The sequence below is a fragment of the Pseudomonas sp. 20P_3.2_Bac5 genome, from assembly GCF_025466035.1.
Taxonomy (GTDB): Bacteria; Pseudomonadota; Gammaproteobacteria; order Pseudomonadales; family Pseudomonadaceae; genus Aquipseudomonas.
Genome location: NZ_JANLOA010000133.1, coordinates 27,546 through 41,361, shown reverse-complemented (window position 1 = coordinate 41,361; position 13,816 = coordinate 27,546). Strand labels below are relative to the sequence as shown.

Genomic DNA, 13,816 nt, shown 5'->3' with positions numbered 1-13,816 from the left:
ACAGTACATGCCAGCAGCCGGGGTTGATCGGCTATGCTTGCGCAGCGCATGGAATGTGGAACTGGCTCGGGACCATGGATATCAAGTTCACCAATCGCCTGTCGTACAAGCAAGCCCGGTTGACAGTCCTCGTCGGCTTCATCCTGGGGACATTGCTCAGTTTCATCCAGATCGGGATCGATTATGCCAGCGAAGACGCCTCCATCAACCGCGAGATGCAGGCATTGCTGGATATCAGCCACAACACCGCTTCGCGCATCGCCTACAACATCGACGCCGAGCTGGCCCAGGAGCTGACCCTCGGCCTGCTGCAATCACCCGCCATCATCCGCGCCCAACTGGTCGACAACAACGACACGGTCCTCGCCGACATGCAGCGCCCTCGCCAGGAAAGCGCTTACCGCGTTTTCAGCGACTTCCTGTTTGGCAACAACCGCCAGTTCAAGAATCGCCTGTATCTCAGCCACATGCCGGACGAATACCTCGGCACGCTGTACCTGGATGTCGACACCTTCGCCTTCGGCAGCCGCTTCCTCAAACGGGCCGAAGTGACGCTGCTCAACGGCTTCGTGCGCAGCCTGGTGCTGACGGGCATTCTCCTCGCGCTCTTCTATATGATGCTGACCAAGCCATTGGTGCGGGTGATCAGTTCCCTGAGCAGCAGTGACCCGCACGACCCCAACCAGGGCAAGCTGCCCTTCCCCGTCGGCCATGAGCATGATGAGATCGGCGTGCTGGTCAAGGTCGCCAACCAGCAGTTCGTCACCATGGCCACCGAGATCAAGCAGCGGCGCAATGCCGAGAACCGCCTGACCGAATACCTCAATGAGCTGGAAAACATTGTTTCCGCCCGCACCGACGAACTGAAGGCCAGCAACACGCGCCTGAGCCAGTCCAATGAGGAACTGGAAGACGCGCGACGACGCGCGCTGGACATGGCCCAGGCCCGCGCCGCCTTCCTGGCCAATATGAGCCATGAAATCCGCACACCGCTGAACGGCCTGCTCGGCATGATCGCGCTGTCGCTGGACAGCCCGCTCAACGCCGAACAACGTCAACAACTGGCCATCGCCCATGATTCGGGCAAGGTGCTGGTGGAGTTGCTCAACGATATTCTTGATCTGTCCAAGTTCGACGCCGGCCAGCTTGAACTGGAGCGAATCCCCTTCGACCTCGGCGCCCTGGTGGAAGACACCGCTAACCTGCTGTCGCAAAACACCGCGCCCAACGTCGAACTGACGTGCCTGATCGACCCGACATTCCCCGCCATGGTGCTCGGCGACCCGACCCGGGTCAGGCAGATCGTCAGCAACCTGCTGTCCAACGCCCTCAAGTTCACCCGCTTCGGACGGGTGGATGTGCGCCTGAGCACCTACAATGGCGGCGTGCGCATCGATGTCTGTGACACCGGCATCGGCATCGCCCCGGAAGCCCAGACCAGGATTTTCCAGCCCTTCATCCAGGCCGCCGCCGGAATTACCCGCCAATACGGCGGCACAGGCCTGGGCCTGACCCTGACCAACAACCTCTGCGAAGCCATGCAGGGACGCCTGAGCATCAGTTCCGAAAGCGGTTTCGGCAGCCAGTTCAGCGCCGAACTGCCACTGCCGAGCCATACCGGCGCCGTCACCTACGAGCGCCTCCACGGCAACGTGATCGCCCTCAGCAGCGCCAACAGCGGGCTGGCCGAGTTGCTGCAAACCCTGCTGCCGCGCTGGGGCGTGAATTATCAGCGGCACGATCGTATCGACGAGCTTGGCGACAGCAACCCGGACCTGCTGATTACCGACGATCTGGACAGCCTGATGAGCCTGCGCCCGACCCTCAAGGCGCCAATCCTGCTGATCACTGCCTACGGCAATTTCCTGCCCGGCGACCAGGCCACCAGCCTCGCCCCGCTACAGCAACAGGCCCGTCCCCTGGCCCGGAGCGCGTTGTATCAGGCACTGCGCCGGGTGCTTTCGCGCGTCGATGAAGGCGCCCCCACCAAACAAGCCGAAAAACCCGCCAGCGTGCGCCGGGCACGGATCCTGCTGGTCGAGGACAACCCGGTCAACCAGCTGGTGGCCAAGGGCATGCTGGGCAAGCTCGGCTGCGAGGTGAGCGTCGCCGCACACGGCGCCGACGCCCTGGAGCAATTGGAAAACGGGAGTTTTGATCTGGTACTGATGGACTGCAACATGCCGGTGATGGATGGCTACGAAGCCAGCCGGCGCATCCGCCAGAGCGGACGCTGGCCGAACCTGCCGATCGTGGCCCTCACAGCCAACGCCATGCCCGAAGAGCGCGAGCGCTGCCGGGCGGCGGGGATGAACGACTATCTGGCGAAGCCGTTCCGCCGCGAGGAACTGCTGGCCGTGATCGACCATTGGGTGCCGCCGGTCATTATTTGAGCAGCGCCTCGATATCGGCGCTCAGGGCATCAGGCTTGGTGGTGGGCGAATAACGGGAGACGGTGCCGGTTCGCGGATCGAGGAGGAACTTGGTGAAGTTCCACTTGATCCCCTTCGAGCCCAACAGGCCAGGCGCGCGCTTTTTCAACTCGACGAACAGCGGATGGGCATCGGCGCCATTGACGTCGACCTTCCTGAACAGCGGGAAGCTGACCCCGAAGTTCAGCTCGCAGAACTGCGAAATGGCCGTCTCGTCACCCGGCTCCTGCTTGCCGAACTGATTGCAAGGGAAACCCAGCACCACCAGGCCCTGCTCGCGATAGTGTTGCCAAAGCGCTTCGAGCCCCTTGTACTGGGGTGTGAAACCGCATTGGCTGGCGGTATTGACGACCAACACCGCCTTGGCGGGAAAGTCCGCCAGGGTCTTCTGCTCACCCTTGATGGTGGTGCAGGGGATATTCAGCAATTCACCAGCCATTCACATCGCTCCTTAATTGAATGAACGCGTTTTCAGCGCGGTACCAGGTCCAGGCACACCGAGTTGATGCAGTAACGCAGTCCGGTGGGTGGCGGTCCGTCAGGGAATACATGACCCAAATGGGCATCACACTGGGCACAGGTGACTTCGGTACGGATCATCCCGTGGGAGGTATCACGTATCTCGATCATCGCGCTGTCTTCGATCGGCTCGTAGAAGCTCGGCCAGCCACAGCCGGAGTCGAATTTTGCCTTGGAATCGAACAGTGGGGCCTGGCAGCAGATGCAATGGTAGACGCCATCGGTCCGGGTCGCGTTGTACTTGCCGCTGAACGGGCGCTCGGTACCTTTCAGGCGACAAACCTGATACTGATCGGGGTCGAGCATCGCACGCCATTCTTCAAGAGTTTTCTCTAACTTTTGCATGTGCAGGCCTCGGCAAATCAAAAAGCCCGTGCAGCTTCTTTTCGTCTGTACGGGTGGCACGTATTATTGCGCCTCAATTCAGGCGTCAGTCTGGCACCCGCGTTACTCGCATTTCAAACCTTTTCAAAGCGCAGTGCGCGGCGATCTTTTCCAAACGGGATCACATCATGCAGGTCAGCAAATCGAACAAGCTCGCCAACGTCTGCTATGACATTCGCGGCCCGGTGCTCAAGCACGCCAAGCGACTGGAAGAGGAAGGCCATCGCATCCTCAAGCTGAATATCGGCAACCCCGCGCCCTTTGGCTTCGAGGCGCCAGAAGAAATTCTCCAGGATGTGATCCGCAATCTGCCGACCGCCCAGGGCTACAGCGACTCCAAAGGCCTGTTCAGCGCCCGCAAGGCGGTCATGCAGTACTGCCAGCAGAAGCAGATCGACGGTGTCGGCATCGAGGACATCTACCTCGGCAACGGCGTTTCCGAACTGATCGTGATGTCGATGCAGGCCCTGCTCAACAATGGCGACGAAGTGCTGATCCCGGCCCCGGACTACCCGCTGTGGACCGCTGCGGTCAGCCTGGCCGGCGGCCGGCCTGTGCATTACCTGTGCGACGAGCAGGCCGACTGGTTCCCTGACCTGGAAGACATCAAGGCCAAGATCACCCCCAACACCAAGGCCATGGTGATCATCAACCCGAACAACCCCACCGGCTCCGTGTACTCGCGCGAAGTGCTGCTGGGCATGCTTGAACTGGCGCGCCAGCACAACCTGGTGGTGTTCTCCGACGAGATCTACGACAAGATCCTCTACGACGAAGCCGTGCACATCAGCAGCGCATCCCTGGCACCGGACCTGCTCTGCCTGACCTTCAACGGCCTGTCCAAGTCCTACCGCGTGGCCGGTTTCCGCTCCGGCTGGCTGATCATCTCCGGGCCCAAGCAACACGCCCAGAGCTACATCGAAGGCCTCGACATCCTGGCCAACATGCGTTTGTGCGCCAACGTGCCGTCCCAGCACGCCATCCAGACCGCCCTTGGCGGTTACCAGAGCATCAACGACCTGGTCCTACCGCAAGGCCGCCTGCTGGAACAGCGCAACCGTACCTGGGAACTGCTCAACGACATCCCGGGCGTCAGTTGCGTCAAGCCGATGGGTGCGCTTTATGCGTTCCCGCGGATCGACCCGAAAGTCTGTCCGATCCTGAACGACGAGAAATTCGCCCTCGACCTGCTGCTCTCGGAAAAACTGTTGATCGTCCAGGGCACCGCCTTCAACTGGCCGTGGCCAGATCACTTCCGCGTGGTGACCTTGCCGCGCGTCGACGATCTTGAGCAGGCCATCGGTCGCATCGGAAATTTCCTGAAGACTTATCAGCAGTAGCCTACAGTCATACCTGTGTCTGAAAAGGCGCAGGTACTTTCCCCTATCACTTCCCCCTTTCCTACCTGCGGCTCTGGACCGCGGGTTGGATTGGTGTGTCCGTCTCCCTGACATGTACACAGTTTGAAATAGTCGCTCGGTTGAATCCCAAAGGCGCGCACCTTATATACCCGCATACGCTACATATCTATCCGTCAGGAGAACGTAACAACCATGATGCGCATTTTGCTGTTTGTGGCCACTAACCTTGCGGTCGTGTTGGTCGCCAGCATCACCCTGAGCCTGTTCGGCTTCAATGGGTTCATGGCGGCAAACGGGGTTGACCTCAAGCTCGATCAACTGCTGGTGTTCTGTGCGGTGTTCGGCTTCGCCGGCTCGCTGATCTCGCTGCTCATCTCGAAGTGGATGGCGAAGATGAGCACTGGCACCCAGATCATCACCCAGCCGCGCACCGGTCATGAGCAATGGCTGCTGCAGACCGTCGAGGAGCTGTCGCGCAATGCCGGTATCAAGATGCCGGAGGTGGGTGTCTTCCCGGCCTACGAGGCCAACGCCTTCGCTACCGGCTGGAACCGCAACGACGCGCTGGTCGCGGTCAGCCAGGGCTTGCTGGAGCGCTTCTCGCGCGACGAAGTCCGTGCAGTGCTGGCCCACGAGATCGGCCACGTCGCCAATGGCGACATGGTGACCATGGCGCTGGTGCAGGGCGTGGTGAACACCTTCGTGATGTTCTTCGCGCGGATCATCGGCAACTTCGTCGACAAGGTTATCTTCAAGAACGAAGAAGGCCAGGGCATTGCCTACTATGTCGCGACCATCGTTGCCGAACTGATCCTGGGCATCCTCGCCAGCATCATCGTCATGTGGTTCTCGCGCAAACGCGAATACCGCGCCGACGACGCAGGTGCCCGCCTCGCCGGTACTGGCGCGATGATCAGCGCACTGCAGCGCCTGCGCTCGGAACAGGGCATACCGGTGCAGATGCCGAGCACCTTGAATGCCTTCGGCATCAACGGCGGCCTGAAGCAGGGCCTGGCTGGCCTGCTGATGAGCCACCCGCCGCTGGAAGAACGCATCGAAGCACTGCGCCGTCGCGGCTAAGCGACACTGAAACGAAAAAGGGCGACCCGCAATGGTCGCCCTTTTTTCATCCCGCCTCAGCCTCGCAGGACGTAGACCCGCTCCAGCAACCGGCTGACGCCCGCCTGGAGAAACTTCCAGCTCTGGCCGAGAATGTCCTGCTCGTCCTCGGCGAGGATCTGCCAACGCGGCGTGAACAGTCGCCGCACCTCGTCATCGGTGACGGCGAACGGAGGCCCGTCCAGTTGTGACTGATCGTAATCCATGGTCACCAGCACAGCCCCACAGCCTGTAGGCAGGATCACATTCAGATGCGCTGCGTAACGCTCGCGCATCTCCGATGGCAGGGCGATCAGCGCGGCGCGGTCGTACAGGCCGACGCAATCAGCCACATCGGCGGCGCTCAACTGGAAAAAGTCTCCGCACCAGAGCTCGATGCCTTCACTGCGATAGCAAGTGAAGGCGCCATGCTCGAAGCGCTCAGGCTCCAGTTGCTGCTCGGCAAAAAAGCCCTCCACGGCACGCTGCGACAATTCCACCCCCAGCACCCGCAGCCCCTGCCCCGCCAGCCAGGCCAGATCCAGGCTCTTGCCACACAATGGCACCAACACCCGCCCACCAGCGTTGATACCCAGTGACGGCCAGTACTGCGCCAGATAGGAATTGACCTGCTCCTGATGGAAACCGATCTGGTTGCGCTCCCAGCGCTTGTGCCAAAAATCCGCGTGCATGCCGACCTCGAATAATTCGATCAAATACTGCGAAAACTTATATTAGATTTAGATCAATGATCTGCCTGAAGATGGTGGCCATCATAACCCTCAGGACTTCCGAGATGCTCCCCAGCCTGTTCATTTCCCACGGATCTCCCATGCTGGCCCTGGAACCGGGCGAAAGCGGCCCGGCCCTGGCCCGACTGGCTGCCGAACTGCCTCGGCCAAAAGCCATCGTGGTGGTGTCGGCACACTGGGAAAGCCACGACCTCTGGGTGACCAGCGCCCCAAATCCCGCCACCTGGCATGACTTCGGTGGTTTTCCACAAGCGCTGTACGCCGTGCAGTACCCGGCGCCCGGCGACCCCGTACTGGCTGAGCGCCTGGTCGCGATGCTTGCAGACGCCGGCCTGCCCACCGGCCTCGATCCAAAGCGCCCGTTCGACCACGGTGCCTGGGTCCCGCTGTCGCTGATGTACCCGGCGGCCGATATTCCGGTGGTGCAGGTTTCCCTGCCCAGCCTGCTCGGCCCGGCCTTCCAGGAGCGCGTGGGTCGTGCCCTGGCCCCGCTGCGGAAAGAAGGCGTGTTGTTGATCGGCTCCGGCAGCATCACTCACAACCTGGGCGAGCTGGACTGGCGCGCCAGGGATAACGGCGCCGCGCCCTGGGCCCTGTCGTTTCGTGACTGGATGGTGGAAAAACTGACAGCCAATGATAGCGCCGCTCTGCTCGACTATCGGCGCCAGGCGCCCTTCGCCGTGCGCAACCATCCAAGCGATGAGCACTTGTTGCCGTTGTACTTCGCCCGGGCCGCTGGTGAACGATTCGGCATCGAACACCAGGGCTTTACGCTAGGTGCGCTGGGAATGGACATCTACCGCTTCGATTGACCTTGCCCAACCTTCCGTCATCTCACAGGCAAAAAAAATCCCCGAACCAGTCGGGGATTTTTTATTTACTCGCGGATCAGTCTTCGCGATAACGGCGCAGTTTCAGCTGCTTACCGGCAACGCGGGTGTCCTTGAGCTTGGTCAGCAGACGCTCCAGACCATCTTCCGGCAGTTCAACCAGGCTGAAGCTGTCGCGCACCTGGATGCGACCGATAGCTTCACGGGCCAAGCCGCCTTCGTTGAGGATCGCGCCCAGCAGGTTTTTCGCGGCGATACCATCGCGAGCACCCAGAGCGGTACGGCAACGCGCACGGCCTTCACCCAGCGGGATCGGCGCACGACGCTCACGCTCGCCACGCTCCGAACGCTCACCGGTACGCTCGCGCGGAGCGGAGGTCGGAACCAGCGGCTGCTCTTTCTCTACAGCTTCCAGGGTCAGGGCCTGACCGTTGGTGGCCTTGCGCAGCAGCGCAGCGGCCAAGGCACGTGGGCTGCAACCGATATCGGCGGTCAGGCGATCCAGCAGATCACCATGGGTCGATTCAGCGTCAGCAACCAGCGGCGCCAGGCTGTTGGTCAGTTTCTTGATGCGGGCATCAAGAACGGCCTGACCGTTCGGCAGGCGAACTTCGGCAACTTTCTGACCGGTAACACGCTCGATCACCTGCAGCATGCGGCGCTCACGTGGAGTGACCAGCAGCAGGGCACGGCCTTCGCGACCGGCACGGCCAGTACGGCCAATACGGTGAACGTAGGATTCCGGGTCGTACGGCATGTCAACGTTGAACACGTGAGTGATGCGCGGTACGTCCAGACCACGGGCAGCGACGTCGGTAGCGACGACGATGTCCAGGCGACCATCCTTGAGCGAGTCGATAACGCGCTCACGCTGGTTCTGGGCGATGTCACCGTTCAGTGCAGCAGCCTTGTAGCCTTTGGCTTCAAGAGCGCTCGCCAGATCCAGGGTGGCCTGCTTGGTGCGCACGAAAGCGATCAGCGCGTCGAATTCCTCGACTTCCAGCAGACGCAGGACGGCGGAAACCTTCTGGTCGGCGTGGACCATCAGGTGAGCCTGCTCGATGGCAGTTACGGTCTGGGTCTTGGTCTGGATCTTGACGTGCTTCGGCTCGCGCAGGTGGCGCTCGGCGATGGCACGGATCGAGGCAGGCAGGGTGGCCGAGAACAGAACGGTCTGACGGCTTTCCGGCATGGCCTTGAAGATGACTTCCAGGTCATCCATGAAGCCCAGTTTCAGCATTTCGTCGGCTTCGTCGAGAACCAGGTGGTTCACGGTAGCCAGGACTTTCTCGTCGCGACGCAGGTGGTCGCACAGACGGCCAGGGGTAGCGACGACGATTTGCGCGCCGTTGCGGATTGCTTTGAGTTGTGGGCCCATCGGGGCACCACCATATACAGCCACCACGGTAACGCCCGGCATCTGCTTGGCGTAGGTTTCAAAAGCGGTGGCTACTTGCAGCGCCAACTCACGGGTTGGCGCCAGGATCAGGGCTTGCGGCTCGCGCTTGCTCGGGTCGATACGATTCAGGATGGGCAGAGCGAAAGCGGCGGTTTTGCCGGTACCGGTCTGCGCCTGGCCGATCATGTCATGACCGGCGAGAATGATCGGGATGGATTGTTGCTGAATGGCCGAAGGCTCTTCGTAGCCAGTAGCGATTACGGCGGCAACAATACTTGGGTGAAGATTGAGAGCGGCGAAGCCGCCGATTTCCTGGGTCATGGGTCTGCCTCTAAGTGCATCCGCAAAGACCCATGCTCCAAAGCTGCACATGCCTTGTAAGACCCGAAGGTCACCCTGGCAGCTTTGTCGGCGGGGATTTGCGAAAACGATTGAAGATAAAAGAACGTCCAAGAAGAGTCCGCGATGCGGACGCGCAGCCGAAGCTGACTTCGGGAATTGCACGACTTGAACGAGGTCCGTTGAAAGACCGGCGCGCACTATACCCGATTTTGTCGCCTCCGTGAGACCTTTTTTCGGAAAACGACGAGCGCAAGCCTTGGAACGACAAGCCTTGCCGAACTCCAAGGCCCCAGGAGTGCCTGACACTGGGGCTGATAGCTGAAACGTTTTATTCAGGATGCCGGACGAATCACCTCGATCAACGGTTGCAGCGAGTAGCCCAGGCGCGGCGCCAGGGCCTCGGCGCGGGCCCGCAGGCCGGCCTGGTCAAGGGTCTGGTCGAGGTCGGCCGGCACCAGCAGGATCACATTGCCCTCCTTCACCGGCAGCTCCCAGTAATGACGATGGTAGAGCCCGCGCAGGAGTGCCGCGCCCAGTGGCTTGCCGTCATCGCCGGCCCACTGGTTGATCACCAGCCAGCCGCCCGGATTCAGATGTTTCTGACAGTTTTCCAGGAAGCTCCAGGCCAGATGCGCAACGCCCGGGCCGTGGTCGGTGTAGAGATCGACGAAAATCAGGTCAGCCATTTCCGCAGTTGGCAGCAGTTCCATCGCATCACCGACGCGGATATACAGACGCGGGTCGTCATCCAGACCGAGGTATTCGATGGCGAGGCGCGGCACGTCGGGACGCAGCTCGATGGCCTCGACGTCCTCCAGCGGCAGGAACTTCAGGCAGGCCTGGGTCAGCGTGCCGGCACCGAGGCCGAGAAACAGCGCGCTTTCCGGCAGCTCATGGCACAGCGCGCCAATGAACATGGCGCGGGTGTAGTCGTATTCCAGCCAGCTCGGGTCAGCGGTAAAGACGCAGCTTTGCTCGATCGCTTCGCCGAATTCGAGAAAGCGGTAGTCCTCGACCTCGAACACACTGATGGTGCCGAATTGATCGTGGACCTGCGCCAGCAGCCGCTCTTCCCGGTCTGTCATGCTGTCTCCCGGCAACCTGCGTGCCCAAGCAAAAGGCGCCATTGTCCGCCAATGTGTCCAGTGCAACAAGGCGTGTGCCTGGTGATAGCATGGCGGCAGACCTTTCCGCTTCTTTGCGATAACAAGACAGAGCCTGTGATGAGCCAACCCTGGAGTCCCGATAGCTGGCGCGCCTTGCCGATCCAGCAACAACCGACCTACCCCGACGCCGCGCGCCTGCTCAAGGTCGAACAGACCCTGGCCAGCTACCCGCCGCTGGTCTTCGCCGGGGAAGCCCGCGAGCTGCGCCGGCAGTTCGCCGAAGTCACCCAGGGCCGGGCCTTCCTGCTGCAAGGCGGTGACTGCGCGGAGAGTTTTGCCGAGTTTTCGGCGGCGAAAATCCGCGACACCTTCAAGGTGCTGCTGCAGATGGCGATCGTCATGACCTTCGCCGCCGGCTGCCCGGTGGTGAAAGTCGGGCGCATGGCCGGACAGTTCGCCAAGCCGCGCTCGGCCAATGACGAAACCATCAACGGCATCACCCTGCCCGCCTACCGCGGCGACATCGTCAACGGCATCGCCTTCGACGAGCCGAGCCGGGTGCCCGACCCCGAGCGTCTGCTGCAGGCCTACCACCAGGCCACCGCCACCCTCAACCTGCTGCGCGCTTTCGCCCAGGGCGGTTTCGCCGACCTGCACCAGGTGCACAAGTGGAACCTGGACTTCATCGCCAACTCGGCCCTTGCCGAGAAATACAGCCAACTGGCCGACCGCATCGACGAAACCCTGGCGTTCATGCGCGCCTGCGGCATGGACAGCTCGCCGCAACTGCGCGAGACCAGCTTCTTCACCGCCCACGAAGCGCTGCTGCTGAATTACGAAGAAGCCTTCGTGCGCCAGGACAGCCTCACCGGTGACTGGTTCGACTGCTCGGCGCACATGCTCTGGATCGGCGATCGCACGCGCCAGCTGGACGGCGCCCATGTCGAATTCCTGCGCGGGGTGAACAACCCGATCGGGGTCAAGGTCGGCCCGAGCATGAATACCGAAGACCTGATCCGCCTGATCGACATTCTCAACCCGACCAACGATCCGGGCAGGCTGAACCTGATCGTGCGCATGGGCGCGGAGAAGGTCGGCGATCACCTGCCGGGGCTGATCCGCAGTGTCGAGCGCGAAGGTCGCCAGGTGCTGTGGAGCTCGGACCCAATGCACGGCAACACGATCAAGGCCAGCAGCGGCTACAAGACCCGCGACTTCGCGCAGATTCTCAGCGAGGTGAAGCAGTTCTTCCAGGTGCACCAGGCCGAGGGCACCCATGCTGGCGGCATCCACATCGAGATGACCGGGCAGAACGTCACCGAATGCATCGGTGGCGCCCGGCCGATCACCGAAGACGCCCTGTCCGACCGCTACCACACCCATTGCGACCCGCGGATGAACGCCGATCAGTCGCTGGAGCTGGCATTCCTCATCGCCGAAACCCTCAAGCAGGTTCGCCGCTGAGTTCGACCCGGGCCAGCGCTGCGCGCAAACGCGCGGTGCCGGCCCGGGCACAATTGATCTGCACCCGCTCCAGGCCCAGCCAGCCCGCCAGTCGCCAGAGACTGACGGCCAGGGCCTCTATCCCCTGCTCATCCAGCCCCTGTTGTTCCTCGTGCAACGCGTACACAGCCAGACGCTGGTGCGCACGTTCGGCGCGCAAATCGACCCGCGCGGCAATCCGTTCGTGGTGCAGGAACGGCAACACGTAATAGCCGTAAACGCGCTTGTGCGCCGGGGTGTAGATTTCCAGCCGGTAGCGGAAATCGAATAGCCGTTCGGTGCGGTCACGCTCCCACACCAACGAGTCGAAAGGCGACAGCAAGGCACTGGTTTCGACCTTGCGCGGTATGCGCGGGCGATCGAGGCAGTAAGCCGGCTGGGACCAGCCCTGAACCTGGCAACGCTGCAAGCGACCGTCCTCGACCAACTCGGGCAAGCGCTGACGGCTGTCGGCGGGCGAAAGGCGGAAGTAGTCACGCAGGTCTTTCTCGGTCGCCACGCCCAGCGCCTGTGCCGCGTGCAACAGCAAACCGCGCTGGGCCTCGGCTTCATCGGGAACCGGCTGCGCGAGCAACGACGCCGGCAGCACCCGTTCCGGCAGATCGTAAAGCCGCTCGAAGCCGCGACGGCCGGCGACGGTGACCTCGCCAGCGGCGAACAGCCATTCCAGCGCGAGCTTTTCAGCGCTCCAGTCCCACCACGGCCCGGCGCGCTCCTGGCGAGTCGAGAGGCTGCCGGCGCCCAGCGCGCCCTGCTCGGTTACCGCGGCGAGCACCCGAGCAATAGTCGCCTGCTGTTCGAGACCGAATTCCGCCAGTTGCCGATAGATGCCTTGGCCCTGCCGCGAGCGCTGCATGCGCCAGCGCAGCAGCGGATACAGTTCCAGCGGCAGCAACGACGCTTCATGCCCCCAATACTCGAACAGCTTGCGCTGACGGCCACGGCCCCAGGCCAATTGATCGAAGGTTTCAGAGGAATAATCGCCCAGACGGGAAAACAGCGGCAGGTAGTGGGAGCGCACCAGCGCGTTGACCGAATCGATCTGTACCACACCCAAACGCCGCAGCATGCGCGCCAGTTGCGCGGTGCCCGGCGGTTGGCCGAGCGGCGGGCGGGAGAATCCCTGGGCGGTGAGTGCCAGGCGTCGCGCCTGGCTCAGCGAAAAGGACTGCGCGGTGGGCATGCCTGACTCCTTGTGAACAGGCCCACTACAGTAGCCGCGGAACACCGGGGCGGCGACTCATTTTCTTGCAGCAGCAGCGATCAGATCTTGAACCCCAGCATCAACGCGCAGACCACCAGGAAGCCGCAAAACAGCGAGCGCAGAACTTTTTCCGGCATGGCGTGGGCCAGTTTCACGCCCCAACTGATGCTGAGCAGGCCGCCGGCTGCCAGCGGAATGCCCATGGCCCAGTCGACATGCTGGTGCACGCCGTAGGTGAACAGGGTCACGGCGGTACTGGGCAGTGCCAGCGCCAGCGACAGGCCTTGAGCGACCACCTGAGTAGTGCCGAAAACGCTGGTCAGCACCGGAGTCGCCACCACTGCGCCACCCACGCCGAACAGACCGCCCATCACCCCGGAAAAACTGCCGAGCACGCCCAGCCATGGCCACGGATGGCGCAGTTCACTGGACGCTGGCTTGCTGCGCAGGAACATCCGCAACAGATTCCAGGCTGCCAGCGCGACCAGAAACGCCACGAAACCAATGCGCATCGCCCTCGCGTCCAGCCCCACCGCCCCGATCGACCCGAGCCAGGCGAAGACAAAACCGGCGGCGGCCAGCGGCAACGCATGGCGCAACTCAATGCGGTTGCGCTGGTGATAGCGCCACAGCGCCAGCATCACATTGGGCACCACCATCACCAACGCCGTGCCTTGGGCGAGTTGCTGATCCAGGCCGAACAACACGCCCAACGCCGGAATCGCGATCAGACCACCACCAATGCCGAACAACCCTCCCACCGTGCCCAAGGCTGCGCCCAGGACGATATACATCAACCACTCGATCATGCCGGCCTCGATTCAATAACCAATCGCGGCATGCTACCGGGACCGGTCTAGCGGGGAAACGCACAGCAACGCACAAT

The 13,816-nt window shown here is 62.2% G+C and carries 11 protein-coding genes and 1 pseudogene; 5 read left to right on the top strand and 7 right to left on the bottom strand.

Annotated elements, in window-relative coordinates; all coding sequences use genetic code 11:
• The first annotated feature begins 74 nt into the window (after nucleotides 1–74).
• Nucleotides 75–2,393 (top strand): response regulator, encoded by a 2,319-nt coding sequence (locus tag NTD88_RS26525; RefSeq protein WP_262155427.1) that lies wholly within the window; start codon nucleotides 75–77, stop codon nucleotides 2,391–2,393.
• Here the strand turns inward: NTD88_RS26525 and NTD88_RS26520 are convergent.
• Together NTD88_RS26520 and msrB are read right to left on the bottom strand one after the other, a co-directional pair.
• Complete coding sequence (locus NTD88_RS26520) at nucleotides 2,386–2,871, bottom strand: glutathione peroxidase (RefSeq protein ID WP_095155590.1); 486 nt, start codon at nucleotides 2,869–2,871, stop codon at nucleotides 2,386–2,388. The two genes, NTD88_RS26525 and NTD88_RS26520, sit on opposite strands and share 8 nt — an antisense overlap.
• Nucleotides 2,872–2,903: 32 nt before the next feature.
• Entirely contained in the window at nucleotides 2,904–3,296 is a 393-nt protein-coding gene (gene msrB / locus NTD88_RS26515; RefSeq protein ID WP_095155589.1) for a peptide-methionine (R)-S-oxide reductase MsrB, read from the bottom strand.
• A 167-nt stretch (nucleotides 3,297–3,463) separates the two neighbouring features.
• On the opposite strand from msrB, the gene NTD88_RS26510 reads away from it, so the two are divergent.
• Nucleotides 3,464–4,675: a pyridoxal phosphate-dependent aminotransferase gene (locus NTD88_RS26510; RefSeq protein WP_262155428.1), complete on the top strand. Its 1,212-nt coding sequence runs from the start codon at nucleotides 3,464–3,466 to the stop codon at nucleotides 4,673–4,675.
• A gap of 213 nt (nucleotides 4,676–4,888) precedes the next feature.
• On the top strand, nucleotides 4,889–5,776 hold the full coding sequence (gene htpX / locus NTD88_RS26505; protein ID WP_095155587.1) for a protease HtpX: 888 nt from the start codon (nucleotides 4,889–4,891) through the stop codon (nucleotides 5,774–5,776).
• A 56-nt stretch (nucleotides 5,777–5,832) separates the two neighbouring features.
• Here htpX and NTD88_RS26500 read toward each other — a convergent pair whose 3' ends face one another.
• Nucleotides 5,833–6,486 (bottom strand): thiopurine S-methyltransferase, encoded by a 654-nt coding sequence (locus NTD88_RS26500; protein WP_262155430.1) that lies wholly within the window; start codon nucleotides 6,484–6,486, stop codon nucleotides 5,833–5,835.
• A gap of 104 nt (nucleotides 6,487–6,590) precedes the next feature.
• On the opposite strand from NTD88_RS26500, the gene NTD88_RS26495 reads away from it, so the two are divergent.
• A complete protein-coding gene (locus NTD88_RS26495) occupies nucleotides 6,591–7,358 on the top strand; it encodes a DODA-type extradiol aromatic ring-opening family dioxygenase (protein ID WP_262155431.1) in 768 nt (255 codons plus the stop codon).
• Nucleotides 7,359–7,434: 76 nt separating this feature from the next.
• Here the strand turns inward: NTD88_RS26495 and NTD88_RS26490 are convergent.
• Both NTD88_RS26490 and NTD88_RS26485 read right to left on the bottom strand, forming a co-directional pair.
• Nucleotides 7,435–9,130, bottom strand: a pseudogene (locus tag NTD88_RS26490) (DEAD/DEAH box helicase).
• A gap of 319 nt (nucleotides 9,131–9,449) precedes the next feature.
• Entirely contained in the window at nucleotides 9,450–10,202 is a 753-nt protein-coding gene (locus tag NTD88_RS26485; RefSeq protein ID WP_095155584.1) for a spermidine synthase, read from the bottom strand.
• Nucleotides 10,203–10,340: 138 nt separating this feature from the next.
• Here NTD88_RS26485 and NTD88_RS26480 point away from each other — a divergent pair, with 138 nt between their 5' ends.
• On the top strand, nucleotides 10,341–11,687 hold the full coding sequence (locus NTD88_RS26480; protein ID WP_262155432.1) for a class II 3-deoxy-7-phosphoheptulonate synthase: 1,347 nt from the start codon (nucleotides 10,341–10,343) through the stop codon (nucleotides 11,685–11,687).
• Here the strand turns inward: NTD88_RS26480 and NTD88_RS26475 are convergent.
• Nucleotides 11,668–12,909: a winged helix-turn-helix domain-containing protein gene (locus NTD88_RS26475; RefSeq protein ID WP_262155433.1), complete on the bottom strand. Its 1,242-nt coding sequence runs from the start codon at nucleotides 12,907–12,909 to the stop codon at nucleotides 11,668–11,670. The two genes, NTD88_RS26480 and NTD88_RS26475, sit on opposite strands and share 20 nt — an antisense overlap.
• A gap of 80 nt (nucleotides 12,910–12,989) precedes the next feature.
• Nucleotides 12,990–13,739, bottom strand: coding sequence for a sulfite exporter TauE/SafE family protein (locus NTD88_RS26470; RefSeq protein ID WP_262155434.1), 750 nt, complete (start codon nucleotides 13,737–13,739; stop codon nucleotides 12,990–12,992).
• Nucleotides 13,740–13,816: the final 77 nt, after the last annotated feature.